20 protein-coding genes are annotated in these 23,482 nt (G+C 45.1%); 12 read left to right on the top strand and 8 right to left on the bottom strand.

Annotation, left to right across the window (positions count from 1 at the left end):
- Positions 1-46 precede the first annotated feature (46 nt).
- A complete protein-coding gene (locus Q4Q52_RS18320; RefSeq protein ID WP_311991287.1) occupies positions 47-1,813 on the top strand; it encodes a PDZ domain-containing protein in 1,767 nt (588 codons plus the stop codon).
- Between the two features lie 169 nt (positions 1,814-1,982).
- On the opposite strand, the gene Q4Q52_RS18315 is transcribed toward Q4Q52_RS18320, so the two are convergent.
- Positions 1,983-2,618: a LuxR C-terminal-related transcriptional regulator gene (locus tag Q4Q52_RS18315; RefSeq protein ID WP_311991286.1), complete on the bottom strand. Its 636-nt coding sequence runs from the start codon at positions 2,616-2,618 to the stop codon at positions 1,983-1,985.
- 296 nt (positions 2,619-2,914) lie between these two features.
- Between Q4Q52_RS18315 and Q4Q52_RS18310 the strand changes: the two genes are divergently transcribed.
- On the top strand, positions 2,915-3,661 hold the full coding sequence (locus Q4Q52_RS18310) for a cytochrome b/b6 domain-containing protein (RefSeq protein ID WP_311991285.1): 747 nt from the start codon (positions 2,915-2,917) through the stop codon (positions 3,659-3,661).
- A 93-nt stretch (positions 3,662-3,754) separates the two neighbouring features.
- Here Q4Q52_RS18310 and cctA read toward each other — a convergent pair whose 3' ends face one another.
- From cctA to Q4Q52_RS18295, 3 genes are all read right to left on the bottom strand, one after another.
- Positions 3,755-4,105, bottom strand: a complete 351-nt coding sequence (gene cctA / locus Q4Q52_RS18305; RefSeq protein ID WP_006081299.1) for a tetraheme c-type cytochrome CctA — start codon at positions 4,103-4,105, stop codon at positions 3,755-3,757.
- A gap of 517 nt (positions 4,106-4,622) precedes the next feature.
- Positions 4,623-5,705 carry an AI-2E family transporter gene (locus tag Q4Q52_RS18300; protein WP_311991284.1) on the bottom strand — a complete coding sequence of 361 codons (1,083 nt, stop codon included), beginning with the start codon at positions 5,703-5,705 and terminating at the stop codon, positions 4,623-4,625.
- A 221-nt stretch (positions 5,706-5,926) separates the two neighbouring features.
- The gene (locus Q4Q52_RS18295; protein ID WP_259521421.1) at positions 5,927-6,160 is read right to left on the bottom strand and encodes a sulfurtransferase TusA family protein; all 234 of its coding nucleotides are present in this window, start codon (positions 6,158-6,160) and stop codon (positions 5,927-5,929) included.
- Between the two features lie 112 nt (positions 6,161-6,272).
- On the opposite strand from Q4Q52_RS18295, the gene Q4Q52_RS18290 reads away from it, so the two are divergent.
- The 4 genes from Q4Q52_RS18290 (at position 6,273) to Q4Q52_RS18275 (ending at position 10,896) form a co-directional block, all read left to right on the top strand.
- Complete coding sequence (locus Q4Q52_RS18290) at positions 6,273-7,742, top strand: M48 family metalloprotease (RefSeq protein WP_107947137.1); 1,470 nt, start codon at positions 6,273-6,275, stop codon at positions 7,740-7,742.
- 128 nt (positions 7,743-7,870) lie between these two features.
- Positions 7,871-8,221, top strand: coding sequence for an arsenate reductase (glutaredoxin) (gene arsC / locus Q4Q52_RS18285; RefSeq protein WP_106650269.1), 351 nt, complete (start codon positions 7,871-7,873; stop codon positions 8,219-8,221).
- Positions 8,222-8,268: 47 nt separating this feature from the next.
- Entirely contained in the window at positions 8,269-8,643 is a 375-nt protein-coding gene (locus tag Q4Q52_RS18280) for a DUF2069 domain-containing protein (RefSeq protein WP_107947135.1), read from the top strand.
- Between the two features lie 297 nt (positions 8,644-8,940).
- Positions 8,941-10,896, top strand: coding sequence for a hypothetical protein (locus Q4Q52_RS18275; protein WP_311991283.1), 1,956 nt, complete (start codon positions 8,941-8,943; stop codon positions 10,894-10,896).
- Positions 10,897-11,048: 152 nt separating this feature from the next.
- On the opposite strand, the gene hda is transcribed toward Q4Q52_RS18275, so the two are convergent.
- Positions 11,049-11,759: a DnaA inactivator Hda gene (gene hda, locus Q4Q52_RS18270; RefSeq protein ID WP_006081292.1), complete on the bottom strand. Its 711-nt coding sequence runs from the start codon at positions 11,757-11,759 to the stop codon at positions 11,049-11,051.
- Between the two features lie 68 nt (positions 11,760-11,827).
- Positions 11,828-12,919 carry a DUF2066 domain-containing protein gene (locus tag Q4Q52_RS18265; RefSeq protein ID WP_311991282.1) on the bottom strand — a complete coding sequence of 364 codons (1,092 nt, stop codon included), beginning with the start codon at positions 12,917-12,919 and terminating at the stop codon, positions 11,828-11,830.
- 216 nt (positions 12,920-13,135) lie between these two features.
- On the opposite strand from Q4Q52_RS18265, the gene Q4Q52_RS18260 reads away from it, so the two are divergent.
- Entirely contained in the window at positions 13,136-14,386 is a 1,251-nt protein-coding gene (locus Q4Q52_RS18260) for a uracil-xanthine permease family protein (RefSeq protein WP_006081290.1), read from the top strand.
- 148 nt (positions 14,387-14,534) lie between these two features.
- Here the strand turns inward: Q4Q52_RS18260 and grxD are convergent, their stop codons facing one another.
- Positions 14,535-14,867 carry a Grx4 family monothiol glutaredoxin gene (gene grxD / locus Q4Q52_RS18255; RefSeq protein WP_011846572.1) on the bottom strand — a complete coding sequence of 111 codons (333 nt, stop codon included), beginning with the start codon at positions 14,865-14,867 and terminating at the stop codon, positions 14,535-14,537.
- 224 nt (positions 14,868-15,091) lie between these two features.
- Between grxD and sodB the strand changes: the two genes are divergently transcribed.
- The 4 genes from sodB to Q4Q52_RS18235 all read left to right on the top strand — a co-directional run bounded on the left by sodB (position 15,092) and on the right by Q4Q52_RS18235 (position 20,767).
- Positions 15,092-15,676, top strand: a complete 585-nt coding sequence (gene sodB / locus Q4Q52_RS18250) for a superoxide dismutase [Fe] (RefSeq protein ID WP_220776283.1) — start codon at positions 15,092-15,094, stop codon at positions 15,674-15,676.
- 285 nt (positions 15,677-15,961) lie between these two features.
- Entirely contained in the window at positions 15,962-17,896 is a 1,935-nt protein-coding gene (locus tag Q4Q52_RS18245) for a PrkA family serine protein kinase (RefSeq protein WP_006081287.1), read from the top strand.
- Between the two features lie 66 nt (positions 17,897-17,962).
- Positions 17,963-19,231, top strand: a complete 1,269-nt coding sequence (locus Q4Q52_RS18240) for a YeaH/YhbH family protein (protein WP_311891173.1) — start codon at positions 17,963-17,965, stop codon at positions 19,229-19,231.
- Between the two features lie 9 nt (positions 19,232-19,240).
- Complete coding sequence (locus tag Q4Q52_RS18235) at positions 19,241-20,767, top strand: SpoVR family protein (protein ID WP_126492163.1); 1,527 nt, start codon at positions 19,241-19,243, stop codon at positions 20,765-20,767.
- 82 nt (positions 20,768-20,849) lie between these two features.
- Here the strand turns inward: Q4Q52_RS18235 and fadR are convergent, their stop codons facing one another.
- Entirely contained in the window at positions 20,850-21,566 is a 717-nt protein-coding gene (gene fadR, locus Q4Q52_RS18230) for a fatty acid metabolism transcriptional regulator FadR (protein WP_106650260.1), read from the bottom strand.
- A 301-nt stretch (positions 21,567-21,867) separates the two neighbouring features.
- Between fadR and nhaB the strand changes: the two genes are divergently transcribed.
- Positions 21,868-23,469 (top strand): sodium/proton antiporter NhaB, encoded by a 1,602-nt coding sequence (gene nhaB, locus Q4Q52_RS18225; RefSeq protein WP_311891172.1) that lies wholly within the window; start codon positions 21,868-21,870, stop codon positions 23,467-23,469.
- Positions 23,470-23,482: the final 13 nt, after the last annotated feature.

Raw genomic sequence — 23,482 nt, 5'->3', positions numbered from 1 at the left:
TGGCAGCATGGCCACCATTAAAACACTCAGGTTTTGCAGGATAAATATGATCCATTACCAGATAATCCCCGTCAATCCGAAAGCCCATTTATTCGCAGTCACTATGACATTATCCCAGCCCAAGCCTGTACAGGTCTTTAGCCTCCCCGCTTGGCTACCTGGCAGTTACATGGTGCGCGACTTTGCTAAAAATATCATTGAACTCAAGGCACAAGATGCTAATGGCCTAACACTTAAACTCACCCAACTAGATAAGCAAACTTGGTCGGTTGACAATAATAGCAGCGAAATTATTCTAACTTATCAAGTGTATGCTTGGGATCTGTCGGTGCGCACCGCGCATTTGGACATGACCCACGGCTTCTTTAACGGCAGTAGCGTGTTTTTATCCGCCCACGGTTTTGAACAACAAACCCACACTGTCACTATGTTACCGCCCTCTGAGCCCACATTAGGTAACTGGCGCGTCGCTACGAGTATGACCCGCATCAGTGGTGACGACTTTGCCTTCGGCCAATTTAGTGCCACAAGCTATGACGAGCTTATCGATCATCCAGTGGAAATGGGCTTATTTACCTTAGCCAGTTTTGATGCCTGCGGCGTCCAACACGATATCGTACTCAATGGCCGCCACCGCGCTTGCATGCCAAGGCTCTGCCAAGACTTAAAAGCCATTTGCGAATATCAAATCAATCTCTTCGGCACGCCTGCGCCGTTTAAACGTTATTTGTTTATGACCACAGTATTAGACAATGGCTTTGGCGGGTTAGAGCACAGAGCTTCTACCGCATTAATGTGTTCACGCAAGGATTTGCCGTTGTCGCTCGATGCGCCAATTAATAACGACTATCGCAGTTATTTATCCCTGTGCAGCCACGAGTATTTCCACAGCTGGAACGTGAAGCGGATTAAGCCGGAGTGCTTTTTACCCTATAAACTTGAGGCTGAAACCTATACGCCGCAACTGTGGGCCTATGAAGGCATAACCTCCTATTACGATGACTTCCTTACCTATCGCGCCGGACTGGTAGATGAACACAGCTATTTAGATATGCTGAGTGAAACCTTCACTCGCGTCTATCGCAGCCAAGGACGCTTTAAACAAAGTGTTAAGGACTCCAGCTTTAATGCCTGGACTAAGTTCTATAAGCAGGATGAAAACGCGCAAAACGCCATCATCAGTTATTACACCAAAGGCGCGCTGTTTGCGCTGTACTTAGATTTAACCCTGCGCAGTGAAACCCAAGGCAAATACAATCTCGACCATGTTATGCAGATTTTATGGCAGGAATATGCTCTGCAAGACAAAGGCACGACTGACAGCTGCCACCAAGCGATTGTCGAGCGACTCCTAGGCCGTGATTGCCACGATTTGTTTGTCTACTTAGATAACACCGACGATATTCCACTGGCTCCGCTACTCGCCAAATTTGGCGTCGAGTTTAACCTTCGAGTCAGCCAAGGTCCGCAGGATGTGGGCGGCGGGCAAGCGAAAGGTTATGACATTGCCTTTGGTGCGAAAACTCAAGCGGCGCCGATGGGATTGAAAGTGGTGACTGTTACCCAAGGCAGCCCTGCCCACCTTGCGGGATTAAGTGCGGGGGATATCTTAATCGCCGCCGATAACTTGCAAGTCAGCGCGCAATTTGAGTCGCAGCTACAGCAATATCCGCTGGGTGAATCCTTGAATCTACATTGGTTTAGACGGGATGAATTGATGACGGGTGAATTGATGATAACTGCTGCGCCTAAGGATACTGTCGCCCTAGCAATTAGTGACAAAACTAAACTCGCGGCTTGGTTAGGACGCTAACTTAACGTTTTGATTAGACAGGTTTTAAGAAAAACAAAAGGGGCAAAAGCCCCTTTTATCATTTCTGAGATAACACTTAACTTAGGTACTAATCTCTAAACGCACACATCTATGTCTAGATCAGTATTCCCTTGCCAAATCAGTGTCTTCTATCAGTGCTAATACAGACTTAAACCACCACATCGTGCAAATAGGTTTGCGCCCACGCGATCGCTTGACCACGGCTCGACACACCTATCTTACGGAATACTCGGTACAAATGGGTTTTTATCGTGCTTTCACTGACAAACAACTGATTGGCAATATCTAAGTTAGTGCTACCCGTTAAGAGGGCTTGTAATACTTCTCGCTCACGAATCGTCAGCGGTTCAGTATCTTCGAACAAACCAAAGTCATCGTTCACCCCATTGACGAGTTGAATTGGGATCACCCTATGGCCTCGTAAAATATTCGAGAATCCTAGGCTAATCTCAGTTAAACCCGCATCGAGATAAAACACCCCTGCGGTCGTGGCAGCTTGCATTAAAAAGCGCGCATCCACTTGTTTAGGGAATTGTAAATAGACGACTCGTACACTTGGTTGTTCACGGGCAAGTAAACGCTGAAATTGATGGGCTTTTTGAAGATCAACAGTCGCTAAATCAATCACTACCATGGAGGCATGATTATCCTTGATTTGTTCACACATCTCATCTGGGTTGACTTGCGTCAACTTAACGAGAAACTCCTGTGGCCAACGTCCTGCTAGCAGTTCCATTAATACTTGCGATCGTGACACTACAATCCAATGTAATATTTTGAACATCCTGCTCACTCCCTGTCTGATTAACGATTATTCACTTTGAGAACCTAAAATCCTCTCAATACAACTTCAACATCCGTTCAATAGACTTCCAAGTCTACCGTGGTGACGATATTAGCATTAGATAAAACAGATTAAAAAGACTTACGTGAAAAATATTTACCGTACGCAAATCAAAAACTTCTAACACTTTCGTTGAATACACTATCAATCAGAAGTCTTAATTGAAACTGAAAAAAATTACTGAAATTTTGAGATAAAAGCGTAAGATCATACCAACAAAAAAATAAGGAAATTCCATGTCCAGCAGCAAAGCCAGCGCGTTTGAAGTTAAATCCTACTCAGTTTGGGACAAACCGACGCGATTATTCCATTGGATTAATGTCATTCTCGTACTCGCACTCATCTTAGTCGGTGGCATCATGATGTATCGTGCTGAGCTGGGCATCACTGAATTAACGGGCAAAATTGGCTTAAAAACTTTACACGTGTACATAGGCTATGCGTTTGCAATCAACCTCATTATTCGCCTTGTGTGGGGTTTTGTCGGCAACAAATATGCGCGTTTCAGCCATATGTTTCCCAATGCTAATAGCAAAAATGAATTAATGACCTATAAGTCAGAATTGGCCGCGGGAAAAAATCCGCAGTATTTAGGCCATAATCCTAAAGGCAAATTTGCCGTTCTCGGCATCATGCTGCTGTTAATCACTATCATGGTTACTGGGCTTTTACGTGCAGGAACCGATATTTACTTTCCGCCATTAGGTAGTGCAGTACAAAGCTATCTGGCCGATACTAATGTCGACCCAGCAAGCTTAAAACCCTATGATGCCACTGGAGTGAATACTGAGAAAGCGGCTGCGCTTAAACCGCTGAAGGGACTAGCCGGTCAAGTTCACGTTTATGCGGTTTATCTACTTTTACTACTGATTTTACTACACGTATTCGCTGTGGTTTATACCGAAGTTAAACGTCAACCTGGCATTATTTCAGCCATGTTCTCTGGTAAGAAGATCATCCAAGGCCAACCAAAAGACGAGTAATTGATTCATTTACTGATAAAAATAACGCCAACATTTGCTGGCGTTATTTATGTAGACTTGAAGGCAGATGCCAACGCTTCTAACATTTTTTGATTATTTTTTCAGAATCGTCGCTGGTGTGCGGCCATCATCATGGCAACTTTCACAGGTCGGTTTTTCACCTACATTCATATCATGCACCGCATGACAATCTGCACAGACTAAATTGCCGTCATGTGGTTTATGCACAGCGTCCATCTCAGCAAGAGAACCGTGACAGCTTTGGCACTGTTCAAATTCAAAGGCACCATCCGCAGAAGGTGTACCATCTTTATGACAGCTTTCACATCCACCCGACTCAGCGTGGAAATCAGACAATTTTTGATCTGCAGCAAATGCGGTTGGCGACAGCGCTAACGCTGCGAGACTAGCCCCGAAAAGCGCACTTAATAGTTTTTTGCTCACAATAGTATCCTCCAATGGCGATTGTCAGTGGAAATTCTTGTCAGGGTGACTTCCATCTCGCAACCAAAAGTAAATAGCACGACTCGATATAACTTAGCTAAGGATGAACGAATAAGCAAACCCATGCTAAGCCCCCCAACTTTATCAACATACTCAAGGGTAAAATGTGCGCTGCATCATGTAACCACATGCTTATATAAGAGTTTTACATATACCTAACCTAGAGGTTACATAATGTAAATCCCTAGAGCGACTAAGGACAAAATAAAAAGCCTGAATTAGACAATATGGGCTCTATTCAAGGAACTTGAAGACAAATGACAAACCCGAAGGCAATAACGCTAAACAGGAAATACAGCGAGAGATTGATGAATATGTATAATGGAGACGAAACGTGGCGCCTATATATGTGCCTAAATGTGCGCCTGAACGCCCTACTCGTCTCTGGCATTGAAGTTCCATGACGGAACTCAATGCTCACAAGGACAAGCTAAGCAAACCGTTCAGCGAGTCGTCATCAACTCGCATCGAGTCCATGGAGAGTTTCAACCTCGGTTTTAGGCCAAGCGTTAATCACGGCTTTGACCAGCGAGGCCAATGGAATAGCAAAGAATACCCCCCACACACCCCATAAACCGCCAAAGACTAACACCGCGGCTATGATGATCACCGGATGCAAATCCACCGCATCGGAGAACAAAATCGGCACGAGTAAATTACCGTCGAGCGCCTGAATAATGCCGTAACCCAACATCAAATAACCAAATTCAGAACTAAAACCCCACTGAAAAAATGCCACTAAGGTGATCGGCAAGGTGACTAAGGTTGCACCAACATAGGGGATCAATACCGACAACCCAGTTAGCACCCCGAGCAACACTGAATATCTCAGTCCCATTACGGCAAACAAGATATAGGTTGCGACGCCAACCACCACGATTTCAATCACTTTACCCCGAATGTAATTGAAAATTTGCTGATGCATTTCAAACCACACTTTGCGAGCTAACTGGCGATTGGCGGGGAAAAAGCGCTTACTGCCGCTGATCAGTTGGTCTTTATCCTTTAAAAAGAAAAACACCAACAGAGGCACTAAAATCGCGTATACCATCAAGACGAGTAATGACGCTGAATAGCCAATTAATTGCTTAGCAATATCCAGTACATGCTGAGTATCGAGCAGTTTTTTAAGCTCTGCGACCATCAAATCTAATTGCTCAGGATTGATAAATTGCGGGTATTGGTTGATCAAGGTTTGTAGCGTCAGCAGCCCTTTATCTATCATGCTCGGCAAATCGGCAATTAAGCTCACGCCTTGACGCCACACACTCGGAATTAAGCCAAATGTCAGTAAGACCACAATGCCCAAAAACAACACGATAACTAAGGACGCACCAGCGGTGCGATTAATGCCTAATTTCAGCATTTGCGCAACGGGCCATTCCAATAAAAATGCCAACACCAGCGCGACTAATAAGGGGGCAAGTAAACCTGCGGCAAAATAAATCACTAACGCGAACCCAACAAGAATAGCCATTAAGGTCACAGCTTGTGGATCACTAAAGCGCTCTTGATACCAACGAGAAAAAACAGTAAACATGGATCATTCCAATAGTGATGGTTGGCTAGGCTTCCCAAACGCTCAGGAAAGTTTATTTATCATGGTGTTATCTACGACGTTACTCAAACTACTTTCACTTCAACTTGTTAGCTGAACGGAAATCTTACGCCCAGCTAGCAAACTCATTTGGTGAACTTATCTAGCGTGCACATTAAATTAGGTCACGACTCGGAAAGGATTTAAACATGAAAATCCTCAATTTATCTCTGAGATAGATCAACTTTGGTGACCATCAAGGCTAACAGACTCACATCATTACGCAACTCTTGCACGATATGACCTTGTTTTTTTAAATATTGGGGAACATCTCGCCGCGAACCTGAGTCTGAGAGTAAGATATGCAATTGCTCGCCGTCTCGCATTGGCTTCAATACAAGTTTCACTTTAACTAAAGGCACAGGACAGCGAAATAGCGTTAAATCAATAAAAATCATAATGAACTTGCTATAGACGAACTTGGGCTATTATCCTAAGTTGCACCTCAAACTACAAGCTAAGTGCAGTATCTCTGCCTTTAGTTGAGATAATTAGAAATAAAGGATCCGCTTGCGTAACTTGACTTTTTTGACTCGATTAAAACCTTTTGTTGCAGGCGCATTCTCTTTGATGCTGCTAACCTTAGCCGCTAAAAGCTTTGCTAACAATGACTTACCGGATTTAGGTACGGCCGCAGTTAACACCTTCAGCCTTGAAAAAGAAATGGTTTACGGTGATGCCTATATGCGCATCATTCGCTCCTCAGCGCCGATGTTAAATGATCCTGTGTTGAGTCAGTACCTTACAGAACTTGGCAACAAACTGGTCGCCCATGCCACAGGGGTAAAAACGCCCTTCTATTTCTTCTTGTTACAAAATGATGAAATCAACGCCTTCGCCTTCTTCGGCGGCCATGTTGCTGTGCACACTGGCTTATTTCTCAATGCCGATAACGAAAGCGAACTCGCCTCAGTACTCGGCCACGAAATTACCCACGTTACCCAACGTCACCTTGCGCGTTCGCTCGAAGCACAACAAAAGAGCAATCCTGCGACAATTGCGGGTTTACTCGGCGCCATTTTATTAACCATTGCCGTACCACAAGCCGGTATGGCTGCACTGGCGACGACCCAAGCGATGGCAACACAATCAAAAATCAACTATACCCGTTTGCACGAGAAAGAAGCCGACCGCATCGGTATGCAAATTTTGGTGGATGCAGGCTTTGATCCCAACGCTGCAGCGGATTTCTTTGGTAAGTTAGCCACTCGTTACCGCTTTACCACCACACCGCCACAAATGCTGCTAACTCACCCATTACCAGAGTCGCGGATCACTGAAGCCCGTAACCGCGCCGAGCAATATCCTAAGCGTTATATTCCCGATAACCTGAACTTCCAACTGGCGAAAGCTCGTATTCAAGTCCGTTTTTCCAGTTATAGCGACGAAGCGGTTTTGAGCATGTTTGACAAGCAACTAAACAAACAGACCTACAGCTTTAAAGAGGCGGCGCTCTATGGCAAAGCGCTGGCGTTATTTAGATTGAAGAAGTTTGATGAGTCGGAAAAAATCGTCGATGAACTGTTAAAAATTGATGATAACAATCTGTTTTATATCGATACTAAAGCCGACTTATTGACCGAACGTAAGGACTACGCAAAGGCGATTGCTATGCTTGAAGCCCAGCGAAAAATGAAGCCAACATCGCAAGTGATTAACGCCAACTTAGCCAATATTTACATCGAAGCTGACCAAGCCCCTAAGGCTATTCCTTTATTGGAGGACATGATATTCCTCGATAAACAAAATCAGCTGCCCTACCAATTACTGAGCGCTGTTTATAAAAAAACAGGCAATCAGGCGTTAGAATATTTTTCTACCGCTGAGCTCATGGCTTTGGGAGCTAATTATAAGGGCGCTATCGATCAGCTAAACTTTGCCTACCGTGCATCTGAAAGTAATCCCTTACAGCTTGCACGTATTGAAGCCCGTATACGCCAGTTCAAAATGGCCGATAAAGAGATGGAAGCGCTTAAGTAATCAGTTGTTTTACAAATTGATTTAACTTCATTACCCATTTATACGCCCCGAACACACTGACGGGGCGTTGTTTTTTCTGTTATCATCCGCTCAATTGTTATTTCAGCCCGTATTGAGCCTCTAGCACTATGACCCAAGCGACGATTTACCATAACCCACGTTGTTCAAAAAGCCGTGAAACCTTAGCTCTACTTGAGCAACAAGGTTGTGACATTACCCTAGTGGAATACTTAAAAACGCCTCCTACGGCTGAAGTCATTGGCGACATTCTGACAAAATTAGGCATCAGTGCTCGCGAATTAATGCGCACCAAAGAAACGGAATATCAAGCCTTGGGGCTTGCCGACACCTCATTGACTGAGCAGCAATTGATTGAAGCCATGGTGAACACGCCTAAACTCATCGAACGGCCAATTGTGCTCGCCAATCAACGCGCTGCCATCGGCCGTCCTCCAGAGAATGTGCTCGCTATTCTTTAATTATGATTTTTATAAAATCGCTTTAATTTTAATTCTTAGGTAGACATATGACGTCCAACACCTTATTTACTCTTAGCCGTTTAGGTTACTTTGCGCTCGTCCTGCTATTAGGCGGCTGGTTTGTTGGTCAGGGTATTAGCGGTGAGTATACTCTGCTATTTAGCCTCTTATGGATAGTGCCATTGTTACTGCCTGCAAAAGGGGTTTTTCAAGGTAATCCATATACTTATGCTTGGGCGAGTTTTATTCTGTGCCTCTATATGCTACATGGGCTGACGCTGCTTTATGTCACTACCGATGCCTTCGCCTTTGCATTAATCGAAGTATTGTTGATTGGCGTGCTGCTGATTGCCTTCCCCTTCTACGCTCGGATCCGTGGTCGAGAACTGGGATTAGGCCTGAAGAAAAAATCCAAAGAATAAGCCATTGCATACAATGTGATTTCAGCGCCGTCTTGCCTTACTAGGTTTGACGGCATTTTTAAATCGCAACGCCAAACTCAGCTAAAGATCTGCGTTCAAATACCCTCTTCATCCTCAGTTCAATGCACAGTTAATCGAACAACTAAATCGCATGAAAATTAACAATTAACATACTTGTAGCGACTTTTTGCAACTTAACCCCCGTGCTATAGTCAGTTTTTCATCGTGGAGTATTGATGTCCCGCGAGTCACAAAAAGCCTGATTGCACCGCTGAGTTAACATGGGAGAATGTTGTAATGGGGATATCGATACCACTGAAACTTTTAGGATTAATAACCTGCTCTAGCCTACTTATGGCGTGCGGAGGCGGTGGAGACAGCAACACAGATAATGGCGGAGTCACGCCCCCCTCTAGCTCGTTGCCACGCTGCACAGAAAGCATTTCGCCGCTTCTTGTTACCACATCATCCTCAATCCGTTTTCAAACTGAGCCGACGTATGTGGCAGGTCAATCCAGTGCCATCATTGCCAACATCCTTAATCGCGATAGCCAAAACTTAACCTTTCGCTGGCAGCAAATCGATGGGCCGAACATACAATTAGTCAGTCAAAACAGTCCTGTATTAGCATTCGATGCTCCTACCGCTGGCGACTACCGTTTTAGCTTGCATGTGACGGGAAGTCATCTAGATGTCAGCGGAGAAATCGGCATTAATGTCGACCCCGCATCGTCGGCTATACTGAACGTTCGCCAAGATCACCAAGTGGTTGAAGGCAACAGTGTCAGCTTAAGGCTCGGACAACAATCAGGATTAAGTGCTGCGAATATCTCTTGGTGCGTAGCGTCTGGCCCGGATTTAATGGTCGATTTGAGCGACCCATTTAGACCTTTATTTACCGCGCCAACCGTCGCCCAAGATACAATCACTCGGCTCAAAGTGAACGCCAGCATCAACGGTAATCCACTCAGTGATGATGCTTTTGTGCTAACAACCGCCGCGCCGGCGATCAGCTCGCAGTATTTCGATACTCCAGTGGCGCGCACCCACGCCTATCGTCCAGCCTCGCCTTACGCTAATGTACTAGCGGGCTGTGTTTACTCTAATCAGCTTAATGATAGTTGCACTATCAATACCTTACCCTTGATAGGCCAGACCTCAAGCGATCTAAATCGCGAGACCATTCTTAATCGTGTACTGGTTTCCCACGACTGGATGGGCGATAACTTTGCCGCCTTTTTAGCTCAGATGGACCCCAACAGCGATTTTGCTCGCCTGTTACAATCCGTCACGGCCGTGGTGATTAGCTATGACGTGCGCCCTTCCTTCTATTGGGTCGTTACAGGAGCGATTTATCTCGATCCCGACGATTTATGGCTTACGCCAAGCCAGCGTGACACAATTAATGAAGCGCCGGATTACCGCAGTAATTTCGGTGATGATCTTAACTTTGTGATGCCTTGGCGTTATGTGAAAGACAATCAATATGCGTCACTTGGCGTACCTATCACCGTCAGGGCAGACCGCACGTTAGCGCAAATCAATCCCGATCTAGCCTCATTGCTGTATCACGAGCTTGCCCATGCCAATGACTTCTTCCCCCGCAGCGTACATGGCTCACTCACAGGACCAAGACTGCTAGATGATTACAGTCGCCGCAATGCCAACAAGAGCCTGATATCCGATCAAGTCAGCAGCAGTTATCCATTAATGAGTGATGAAATGATGGGACTTGCCAATGTCCGTTTCCTCGGCGCAGCGGCGAATAATGTGCAAAAAGCCTATCAAGCATCGGATGTGAGCACTTTCTTTTCTACCGATATCGCCAGTGACTTCTATGCCTATTCCAGCACCCGTGAAGACACGGCTATGCTGTTTGAAGAAGCCATGATGAGTTATCGCTATAAAATATTACGTGATGTCGCCGTCACCAATAAGCCTGCGGTGTTAACCGCTGATACGCTGATTATTGACTGGGGACAAAGAGGTAGAATTGCACAAGACAGCCTAGAGAATCGCGCTGCACTGGTGATTGATGAAATTCTGCCAGAGCTTGATGGCATCAGTCTGATTGAAAGTCTGCCCGAGCCGATTGCCATGATCCAAGGTCAAAGCTGGCGTCAAGCGCTCGCTATATCACCTACAAATGCACAGCTCAAAGGCCAAAATAATGCACCAGCACGTGATGCAGAACCACGCTTTGAGCCTGAACTTCGCTTAAGTGGCGACCGTCACCGTCATCCTCAGCAATAGAGTGTTTAAGTTGTAGATAAACAAAAGCCCGTCTGCACTCAGCATGACGGGCTTTTGATTGTTAGGTTTTAGGTTTTTTACATTTTCTAGCGTTTACATCGCTCAAGGCTAATTCAAAACCACTCAAACCGTGTCTCTAACCAATCATGCTTTTATAGATGCAGCATCTCTTTGGCAAAGGGAATAGTGAGCTTGCGCTGATGCACTAATGAGGCTTTATCTAACTTATCCAATACATCGAACAAGGTACGTAAATCCCGAGCCATTCGGTTCAACAAAAAACGCCCAACGTCTTCCGGTAATTGCAGACCACGCATAGCGGCGCGGCGTTGCAGAGCGGCAAGCTTTTCATCATCAGCCATAGGTTGCAGTTGATAATTCAACCCCCACTGCATGCGTGAAACGAGATCAGGTAACAGGAAACCCGCGTCCGCAGGTGACGAACTGCCACTGACCACTAAGGCACAATTTTTATGTTCGGCGACACGGTTGTAGAGATCAAAAATCGCTTCTTCCCAGACGGGGTGACCAGCGATGGCATCGACATCATCGATACAGACTAAATCTAACTGTTCTAGTCCTTCAAGCAATGCGGTCGAAATGCTCGCATGTATGCCTAAGGGAATATAAAAGCTGCGACGCTCAACTTCGTTGGCGTGAGCACAAGCGGCGTGCATTAAATGAGTTCGACCCGATTTAACTGGGCCCCACAAATAAATGGCGGCTTCACCCTGTCCTTCGGCATTGGCTCTCAGTTTTTGAATAAGTTCATCATTACCCGCGGCGGGGTAATAACTATTAAAGGTTTCGTCATCTGGCAAATGCACAGGTAACGAGAGTTGCAGAGGTGAGTTTAAGGGCACTCGGTCTTCTCAATATCAAATAAAAACAATGCCGTGCTTAGCATAACTCAGCACGGCCGATAACATCTTTAAGGTAAACGCCATTCATATACAGGCTTGCCTGTTTGGTAAGAGACAGGGCTAAATTCCCCCGCACCCACAGGTGCGACCACAGAAATCCGCGGCTCTAAGCTTAATAAACGTTGTAAATCCGTTTCTGAGCCAAACAAATCTAACGAGAAGGTCGCGGTATGGCCTTGAATATGCGTTAAAGTGGCATTTTTAATCGCGCTAAGTTGCTTCAAATATCTTTCAACTTCTACTAATTGCGCCATTTTTTGAATATTAACAAAAGTGACACTCGCGCCTTGCTGTGTACCAGTATCGGCAATCGCGTACTTAGTAAAATAGTATTCGCCTAACGCCGCCATCATGGCTTCAATCGCCTGAGTCGAATTTTCAGCAGTGCCGTTGTAGCTGAATAACGGTGGCGTCAAAGAGTCAATGGTGGCCTTAGTATAGAGATTTAAACGATAACGAACTTGACTGCCAGCGGCATCAATCGCCACCAGCGCCAAAAAGTCAGCTTGATAGCGGCCGGAGACACTGGCCACGATATCTGCAAACATACCTTTGATATCGTTAGGATTAATCCCCATCAACTCATCAAGATCTAAGATAGGCAAAAGTACAGGAATACCACGTGCATCGGAAAAATCACTAAAGAGTTTACGTTCGGCTAACGCAGACGAGTCACCCAATATCACAGTGTCGCCATCACCTGGCATTGCGACCCAAAATAAGGTCAGCGGGCGTTGTGTTCCCCAAACCGGTAATTGCGCCTGACGCAGTAGCGCCACGATGCGACGGTGTTCAAAACTGGCCGTTAACAGTAATTGGCCATTCTGCTCGATATAACCATACTGGCTCAGCAAGGTATCAGGATTACTGAGCTGAGATTGGATCAGACTGTTATCGAGGGACCGCGCCGTACCAGTGTTCTTGATAATGACTTGCTCAAGTGCACTTTTTAGGGCTTTGTCGCGTTCAGCAACCGCGCGCGAAGACACAGGCACATTGGCCTCATCTAATTTACTCACCTCAACAGCATTGACGCTATTAATCGTGAACAGACAATATAGAAATGCAATTAAGCTCGGCTTCAATAGGAATTTCAGCATCTTTGAGTAGTTGAAGTAACGTCAGATGGGGCAAATTGTACCATAGTTAGCGCCTTAAGCGAGTCTTGACAAAATTTAGCCCCATTTCAGTGCCAACCATGGCATGGAAAACCCAAACAGTGATCCGAGTCGGCAAAACGGGCGATTTTCTTCTGCTGAAAATCCAACAAACTGATATCATCTGGCGGTTTACCCTAAAATTAACGAGAATAATAAATGAGACGACTCGCTATCCCCCTACAGGGCGCACAAATGCTGTTTGTGGCCTTCGGTGCCCTAGTGTTAATGCCGCTGCTGACAGGACTCGACACTAGTGTGGCATTGTTTACCGCTGGTATCGGTACCCTACTATTCCAATTGATCACTAAACGCCAAGTGCCTATCTTCCTTGCCTCATCCTTCGCCTTTATTGCCCCCATACTCTATGGCGTGCAGACTTGGGGAATTCCCTCCACCATGGGCGGCATTATGGCCGCGGGCGTGGTCTACGTCATGCTCGGCGCCTTGGTCAAAGTGCGCGGCACCGACTTCATCCATAGGCTATTACCGCCTGTGGTAGTGGGTCCTGTGATCATTATCATCGGCCTTGGCTTAGCACCTGTCGCCGTGAATATGGCCTTAGGTAAAAGTGGCGATGGCAGCTTGACTCTCGTTGACACCAATACTGCGCTATTTATTTCGCTCGCATCACTTTGCACCACTATAGCTGTGGCGATTTTTGCCAAGGGCTTACTGAGAGTCATGCCGATTTTAGCGGGGATTATCGTGGGTTACGGCTTAAGCCTTGCCTTTGGTATTGTTGACTTTGCGGTTGTGACTGCCGCCAGTTGGATTGCGATTCCTAAATTTGTCGCACCCGAATTTAACTGGCATGCCATCGCCTTTATGATCCCAGTCGCCATCGCTCCGGCGGTTGAACACATTGGCGATATTCTGGCGATATCTAATGTCACAGGTAAAGATTTTATGAAAAAACCGGGACTACACCGCACGCTAACAGGTGATGGTATTGCCACAATTGCGGCGGCAGCCTTTGGTGGCCCGCCAAACACCACTTACTCAGAAGTGACAGGCGCAGTGACCTTAACTCGCAATTTTGATCCGAAAATCATGACTTGGACAGCTATTACCGCCATCACGTTGGCCTTTGTTGGCAAGTTAGGTGCGCTGATGCAAACCATTCCAGTCCCTGTGATGGGCGGTATTATGTGTTTGTTATTCGGCTCAATAGCAGCCGTTGGCCTCAACACCCTTATTCGCAATCATGTGGATTTGTCTGAGCCGCGTAATTTAAGCATTGTCGGTGTCACCTTAGTATTTGGTATCGGCGGCATGGCATTTGGCATAGGCTCGTTTAGTCTGACCGGTATCAGCTTGTGCGGCATTGTCGCGATTACCATGAACTTATTATTGCCCGCAACCAAGCCACACGATAAACACAATGAGTCAGATGTTACCCCTCACTAGTCGTTGTTTGAGGAACCGCCGTTTTATTGAAGTGTTTGTTGTCATGTTTTTTGTAGCGATAGCTCTTTGAAAAGCAGCGACAAAAAAGCCGCCATGATAATAATCATAGCGGCTTTTTCATTCATAATTATAAAATAAGCATTAACGCTTATTCTTCAGTCTTGATCTTAGCGGCAGCGGCTTTAATCAAAGGTTGTAATTCGCCTTTTTGGAACATGTCCACGACGATATCACAGCCACCGATCAACTCACCTTCAATCCACAATTGTGGGAAAGTCGGCCAGTTAGCAAACTTAGGTAATTCTGCGCGAATGTCTGGATGCTGAAGAATATCCACGAATGCAAACTGCTCACCGCAGTTAATCATGATCTGAGCGACCTGTGACGAGAAGCCACAGCTAGGCAACTTTGGAGAACCTTTCATATAAACAATGATAGGGTTTTCCGTGATCTGTTGCTTAATTTTCTCTACTGTTTCCATTTTGATTCCTAAGTAGGATGACATTGACTCAATGCTGCTATTGTACGTCAGCTAGAGGCAGAACAAAATCCCACAGTTTGTAAGGTTATGCCGACATTTGATTTTTCGATGGCGTCTATCTAGTCAATTAGCTAAACAATGATTCACATCACAAATTTTATCGGTACAATAGTCCTAAGTGAGCACGTTTAAAAACGATAACCTAAGACCATGGAGAGATACTAATGGCTTTCGAATTACCCGCATTACCATATGCAAAGAACGCACTAGAACCACACATTTCTCAAGAAACCATTGAATACCACTACGGCAAGCATCACAACACTTATGTTGTTAAGCTAAACGGCTTAATCGAAGGAACGGATTTCGCTGGTAAATCTTTAGAAGATATCATCAAAACTTCTACGGGTGGCGTATTCAATAACGCAGCTCAAGTGTGGAACCACACTTTCTACTGGAACTGCCTAGCACCAAATGCTGGCGGCGAGCCAACTGGCCCAGTTGCTGATGCAATCAATGCTGCTTTCGGTTCATTCGACGCATTCAAAGCCCAATTTACTGATTCAGCAGTAAACAACTTCGGTAGCGCTTGGACATGGTTAGTGAAAAAAGCCGATGGCACACTTGCTATCGTTAACACTAGCAATGCTGCAACGCCACTGACTGACAGCACAGTCACACCAATCCTGACTGTGGATGTGTGGGAACACGCTTACTACATCGATTACCGTAACGTGCGTCCTGACTACCTTGCCCACTTCTGGCAATTAGTTAACTGGGACTTCGTTAACCAAAACTTCGCTGGTTAATTCATTTAACCTAACGTAGTTGACTGCTGTACGAGCAGTGAGTTAATCCCAGTAAAAAGAGCCCTAGTGGCTCTTTTTTTATACCCCTCATTTGCCGTTCATCCCTTATCCCGCAGATTACCCCGCCGTAAACTACAAGTGCAATAATTGCGTTTGCAACTATTTGTTATTGTTTTATTTGATATTTTTTTGACACAGATAGTGAGTTTATGTCTAAGATTAGAGTAGGAGGCTGGTTAGCCAGTTATCCGTTCCATGACATCACTGGCGTTTCAGGGGGTTTATATGGGCATTTTCGAGCATTACCAAAAGCGCTACGAACAAAAACTCGATGAAGAATATTCTTTGCAAGAGTTTCTGGATATCTGCAAAGGAGATCGCAGCGCTTACATGTCAGCATCAGAGCGACTACTGCTTGCAATCGGTGAAGCAGAAGTCATTGATACCGCAAAAAATCCAACACTTAGCCGTATTTTTTCGAATCGACTTATTTCACGCTATCCCGCATTTAAAGATTTCTTCGGCATGGAAGATGCCATAGAGCAAATAGTGGCTTATCTAAAGCACTCGGCTCAAGGATTAGAAGAATCCAAACAAATTTTATACCTACTGGGCCCTGTGGGCGGCGGTAAGTCATCGCTCGCCGAAAAGCTCAAAGCCCTGATGCAAAAAGTGCCCATTTATATTCTGAGCGCAAATGGGGTACGTAGCCCTGTCAACGATCATCCCTTCTGTCTATTCGATTTAGAAGAAGATGGTCAGCTGTTAAAAGATGAATTCAACATTCCCAACCGCTATCTCAAAACCATCATGTCGCCTTGGGCGGTAAAACGTCTGCATGAGTTTGGTGGCGATATCTCCAAATTTCGCGTGGTGAAAGTTTTTCCATCGATTCTGGACCAAGTGGCGATAGCAAAAACAGAACCCGGTGATGAAAACAACCAAGATATTTCATCCCTCGTCGGTAAAGTGGATATTCGTCAGCTTGAGCATTTCTCCCAAGATGATGCCGATGCTTACGCTTATTCGGGTGCATTGTGCCGCGCAAACCAAGGGGTGATGGAATTCGTCGAGATGTTTAAGGCACCGATTAAAGTGCTGCATCCACTACTAACTGCGACGCAAGAAGGCAACTATAACGGCACTGAAGGCTTATCGGCCCTGCCCTATAGCGGGATTATTCTGGCTCACTCAAATGAATCAGAATGGTCAACCTTCAAAAACAACAAAAACAACGAAGCCTTCCTCGACCGTGTTTACATAGTCAAAGTCCCCTACTGTTTACGGGTTTCGGAAGAGCTGCAAATCTATCAAAAACTGCTGATCAACTCTGAGTTATCAAAAGCGCCCTGTGCGCCTGGGACCTTAGAAACCCTAGCGCAATTTAGTGTGTTGTCGCGCATCAAGCCACCTGAAAACTCCTCCACCTACTCTAAGATGCGGGTGTATGACGGTGAAAGCCTGAAAGATACCGATCCTAAGGCTAAGTCTTACCAAGAATACCGTGATTATGCGGGTGTCGATGAAGGCATGAATGGGCTATCCACCCGTTTCGCCTTTAAGATTTTGTCGCGGGTATTTAACTTCGACCATTCAGAAATCGCCGCCAACCCAGTGCATTTATTCTATGTGCTCGAACGGCAAATTGAACAAGAACAGTTCCCCGGCGATACCGCCGAACGTTATCTGGAGTTTCTAAAAGGTTATTTGATCCCTAAGTATGTGGAGTTTATCGGTAAAGAAATTCAAACCGCTTACTTAGAGTCTTACTCTGAATACGGCCAAAATATCTTCGACCGCTATGTCACTTACGCCGATTTTTGGATCCAAGATCAAGAATACCGCGACCCAGAAACGGGTCAGCTATTCGACCGCGCCGCCCTCAATGCAGAACTTGAGAAGATTGAGAAGCCCGCGGGGATCAGCAATCCAAAAGATTTCCGTAATGAAATCGTCAACTTTGTGCTGCGCGCCCGCGCGAACCATGAGGGTAATAATCCACTCTGGACCAGCTACGAGAAACTACGCACTGTGATCGAGAAGAAAATGTTCTCCAACACAGAAGATTTACTGCCTGTTATTTCCTTTAACGCCAAAACATCAAACGACGATCAACGCAAACACGATGATTTCGTCAATCGCATGATGGAGAAAGGCTATACCAAGAAACAAGTCCGACTCTTGTCTGAGTGGTATTTACGGGTTCGTAAATCTTCTTAAACTTGCGCTAACTAAGTACAGGGCTTTGGTGTTGCCAAAGCCTTCGCTGGGTTTTGGGAGGTGCGTATGGCGAACTTTATCGATAGACGGTTGAATGCGAAAGGAAAAAGCACAGTCAACCGCCAACGCTTTATCAATAGATATAAGCAACAAATTAAAAAAGCCGTCAGCGATGCAGTGACTCGCCGCAGCGTAACGGATGTAGATAAAGGCGAAAAAATCAGTATCCCCACTCGGGATATCAGTGAACCTATGTTTCACCAAGGCAAAGGCGGTGTCAGAGACAGAGTGCATCCCGGTAATGACCAATTTACCCGTGGCGATAAAATTGATCGGCCACCTGGTGGCTCTGGCGGCGGTTCGGGCAAAGGTGAAGCCTCAAATTCGGGTGAAGGCGACGATGATTTTGTGTTCGAAATCTCTAAGGATGAGTATCTAGAATTACTGTTTGAGGACTTAGAACTCCCCAATCTACAAAAAAATCGCCTTAATAAACTGGTGGAATACCAAATCTACCGTGCGGGATTCACCAATGATGGCGTCCCCGCTAACATCAATATTGTCCGTTCATTACGTTCATCACTAGCACGTCGTATTGCGATGTCAGCCAGTAAAAAGAAATTGTTAAAAGAGTTAGCACAAGAACTTGCCGAACTGGAAAATATTCCAGGTACTAAGGCCGAGTTGATTTTGGATTTAAAAGCCCAAATTGAGGAGTTAAAACAAAAGATTGCCAGAGTGCCGTTTATCGATACCTTCGATCTACGCTTTAATAACTATTCCAAAAGGGAAATCCCTTCTAGCCAAGCCGTGATGTTCTGCTTGATGGATGTGTCTGGCTCTATGGATCAGGCAACTAAAGATATGGCAAAACGCTTCTATATATTGCTGTATCTGTTCCTCACCCGTACCTATAAAAATTTAGAAGTGGTCTACATTCGCCACCATACCCAAGCTAAAGAAGTCGATGAACACGAGTTCTTTTACTCCCAAGAAACGGGCGGCACCATAGTGTCCAGTGCATTGAAATTAATGCATGAAATTCAACAAGCCCGCTACCCAGCCGATGAATGGAATATCTACGCAGCCCAAGCATCCGATGGTGATAACTGGGCCGACGATTCACCAACCTGTAGGCAATTGTTAGAACAAAAAATCTTGCCACTGGTGCGCTACTACAGCTACATCGAAATCACCAATCGCGCCCATCAAACCTTGTGGCGTGAATATGAATCCCTGCAACAGCATTACGACAACATCGCCGTGCAGCACATACGTCAAGCCGAAGATATTTACCCTGTCTTTAGGGAGCTATTCAAGAAACAAGCGGTTTAAGGAGGCACTATGGGGATAACTAAATCAACACCTTGGACACCACTGAGCGATGGTCCTGACTGGAGCTTCGAGCTACTGCAGGACTACCTCAAGGAAATTGAACGGGTAGCAGCACTGTATAAGCTCAGCACTTACCCAAATCAAATTGAAGTCATCACCGCTGAGCAGATGATGGATGCTTATGCGGGCATTGGTATGCCCATTGGTTACACCCATTGGTCCTTTGGTAAACGTTTTATCGAAACCGAGCAAGGTTACAAGCGCGGCCAAATGGGGCTTGCCTACGAAATTGTGATTAATTCTAACCCCTGTATTGCCTACCTTATGGAGGAAAACACTATTACAATGCAGGCACTGGTGATCGCCCACGCCTGTTTCGGACATAACAGCTTTTTTAAAAACAACTACTTATTTAAGACATGGACAGATGCCAGCTCGATTATTGACTACCTTGTTTTTGCCAAAAACTACATCAGTGATTGCGAGCAAAAACATGGCGTAGCACAGGTCGAAAGCGTCATCGACTCCTGCCATGCGCTAATGAACTATGGTGTCGATCGCTATAAACGTCCCTCTGAAATTTCATTCCGAGAAGAACAGGCAAGACAAAAAGATCGCGAGGCGTACCTACAAAGCCAAGTGAATGATTTATGGCGCACGATTCCTACCCAGCAACATGAACAGTCACAATCGAAGAAACGTCGTTTCCCCGCAGAACCGCAGGAAAATATCTTATATTTCATTGAGAAAAATGCCCCTTTACTGGAACCATGGCAAAGGGAAATTATCCGCATTGTACGTAAAATGGCGCAATATTTTTACCCGCAAAAACAAACTCAAGTAATGAATGAAGGCTGGGCCACCTTCTGGCACTACACTATTTTGAATCACTTGTATGATGATGGCGTGGTCACTGACCGCTTCATGATCGAGTTTTTGCAAAGCCATACAGGCGTGGTTGCCCAACCCGACTACAACAGCCGCTATTACAGTGGAATCAATCCCTATGCTTTAGGTTTTGCCATGTTTACCGACATTCGGCGTATTTGTGAAAATCCAACCGATGAAGATAAAGCCTGGTTTCCCGACATCGCCGGCAGCAATTGGATTGAAACCTTACACTTTGCAATGCAAAACTTTAAAGACGAAAGTTTTATTAGCCAATATCTTTCACCTAAAGTCATCCGCCAATTTAAGTTGTTTGGTATCCATGATGATGAGAAACGCAATTATCTGTCGGTATCGGCAATTCATGATGAACAAGGTTATCAAGATATTCGCCAGTTATTATCGCAGCAATATAACTTGTCGAATATTGAACCGAATATCCAAGTGCATAATGTAGAGATCAACGGTGATAGATCCTTAACCTTGCGTTATGTGCCGAATAACGATATTCCCTTAGCCAGCAGCCATAAAGAAGTATTAAAGCATTTACATAGATTATGGGGTTTCACTGTCACCTTAGAGCAAAAAAATGAGGATGCGAGTGTAACCGTATTAGCATCCTGCCCTGAAGCGGCTAAACCAGAATAATAAACCGAATAAAAAAGCCGTTTCCATTGGAAACGGCTTTTGTGTATTTATCGCTATTTTAATGCGACATCAATAGCCGCAATTAATTGTCCTGTGCAATAGACGCGGGCATATCATCACGTAATTGTAACCACATCTTACCGCTGTTCATGCCATAGGTGCGCATCAGCGCTGGGACGTCGAGATAATTTTTCGCTTGAGCCAGTAACTCTAACTCTTTGTAAAAATTTAAGGCCAATAATCGCGCATCTGAACTGGTGAAATAATAGCGACCGACTCGGCTATACAATCCCTTAAATCCATTTAATATCAATACGTAAAGTGGATTCCCGGAGGAGAAAGCTAAGGTATGATGCAATAAATAGTCGAATTCGGCATAGGATTCAGCCGTATCTTCAAGCTGATGAATTTTGGCGAGCACATTCACAGCCGTGTCTGGGTTATAACGCAGGGCACCGCGGAAATAGATAGCACTGACGTTAGTACGGGCCGACAAGAGTTGGTCAACCAATACCGGAAATCCTTCTGGATTAAGATCGGCAATCGTCTCAAGAATGTTTAAGCCCGAGGTTTCCCAGAAATTGTTCACTCGCGTTGGTTTACCGTGTTGGATTTTCAACCATCCGTCACGGGCTAAGCGCTGTAGCACTTCACGCAGAGTGGTGCGAGTCACACCGATCAATTCCGAAAGCTCACGTTCAGCCGGTAAAATGGACCCTGGAGGAAATTTATTATCCCAAATGGATCTCACAATATACTTCTCTGCAAAACTTGCAGGTCCTTTGGCATTGATAATCATCAGCCCACTTATCCAGTTGTTGTGCGTCGTAATGGTCACTGATCATACCAGAGCGGTAAAAAATGGAAACCATTCACTTAAATTCACTGTGTTATCGCCGTGTAAATGTCACACAATCGCTCAAAAAAACGACCAAGATCAAGGCAACAAACGTCAATTTTGCCGATTAGCTCCGCTTTTTGAAATGTGGGTATCAGTATCTCGTTACATTAGCTTTCTCTTTAGGCTAGACTGATTTAACAAACGCAGGTATTGATATTAAACACGTGCAATTTTTAACATAATTAGAAGAGAGGCTGCCATGCCGGCGACAATGAGTCAGGCGTTTATTGGGAACTTCTTAGGAAATTCTCCTAAGTGGTACAAAACCGCAATACTGTCATTTTTAATTATCAATCCACTACTCTTTTTCTATGTCGACCCCTTCGTGGCCGGCTGGGTATTGGTGCTTGAATTTATTTTTACCTTAGCAATGGCATTAAAATGTTATCCATTACAGCCTGGCGGATTATTAGCAATTGAAGCTGTCGCAATTGGCATGACATCGGCAAGCCAAGTCTTACATGAAATAGAAGCCAACCTAGAAGTATTATTACTCTTGGTGTTTATGGTCGCTGGTATTTATTTCATGAAGCAATTGCTGCTATTTGGCTTCACGAAAATTATTACCAAAGTGCGTTCTAAAGTTTTAGTGTCACTGATGTTTTGTTTGGCATCGGCGTTTTTATCTGCCTTCTTAGATGCGTTAACGGTTATTGCCGTGATTATCGCGGTCGCTGTGGGTTTCTATTCTATTTACCACAAGGTCGCTTCTGGAAAAGATTTCGGCGCCGATCACGATCATACCTCCGAAGGTAAAAACGCTGCGGGCGAAGATCAGTTAAACGAAGAAGAACTCGGTGCATTCCGTGGCTTCCTGCGTAATCTGTTAATGCATGCGGGTGTCGGTACTGCACTCGGCGGTGTATGTACTATGGTGGGCGAACCTCAAAACTTGATCATTGCTGCACAGGCCAATTGGCAGTTCGGTGAATTCGCCGTACGTATGTCACCGGTTACTGTTCCGGTATTGATTTCTGGTGTTTTAACCTGCTACTTAGTTGAAAAATTTGGTATTTTTGGTTATGGCGCTAAATTACCAACGGCCGTTCATCGGATCTTATGTGAATATGCCGCCCATGAAGATGCGCGCCGTACCAACAAAGACAACATGAAGTTAATCGTCCAAGCCCTAGTGGGTGTCTGGTTGATCGCAGGTCTTGCCTTGCATTTAGCTTCAGTGGGCTTAATTGGTCTTTCTGTGATTATTTTAACCACAGCCTTTAACGGCGTCACCGATGAGCATGCCCTTGGTAAAGCCTTTGAAGAGGCACTGCCTTTTACCGCATTATTAGCGGTGTTCTTTGCGGTTGTTGGCGTGATTATCGATCAACATTTATTCGCCCCCGTTATCCAATGGGCACTGGGTTATGAAGGCAATACCCAATTAGTGATTTTCTATATCGCCAACGGATTATTGTCTATGGTGAGTGATAACGTGTTCGTCGGTACTGTGTATATCAATGAAGTGAAGGCGGCATTAATTAACGGCCAAATCACCCGTGATCAATTCGACTTACTGGCCGTTGCGATTAATACCGGAACTAACTTACCTTCGGTGGCGACACCTAATGGTCAAGCGGCGTTCTTGTTCTTACTGACGTCAGCCTTAGCACCGCTGATCCGCTTATCCTATGGCAGAATGGTATGGATGGCATTGCCCTACACTATCGTGCTATCCATTGTGGGCGTTATGGCGATCCAAACGGGATTCTTAGAACAAGCCACTCAATATTTCTATGATTCCCATACAATCATCCATCACAGTGCAAAAGAAGTGTTGGGCACAGTGTCCGGACATTAATCTTCTCTATTGA

Origin of the sequence: Shewanella sp. SP1S2-4, assembly GCF_031932075.1 — a bacterium.
Classification (GTDB): domain Bacteria; phylum Pseudomonadota; class Gammaproteobacteria; order Enterobacterales; family Shewanellaceae; genus Shewanella; species Shewanella baltica.
This window is presented reverse-complemented; position numbering and strand designations above follow the sequence as displayed.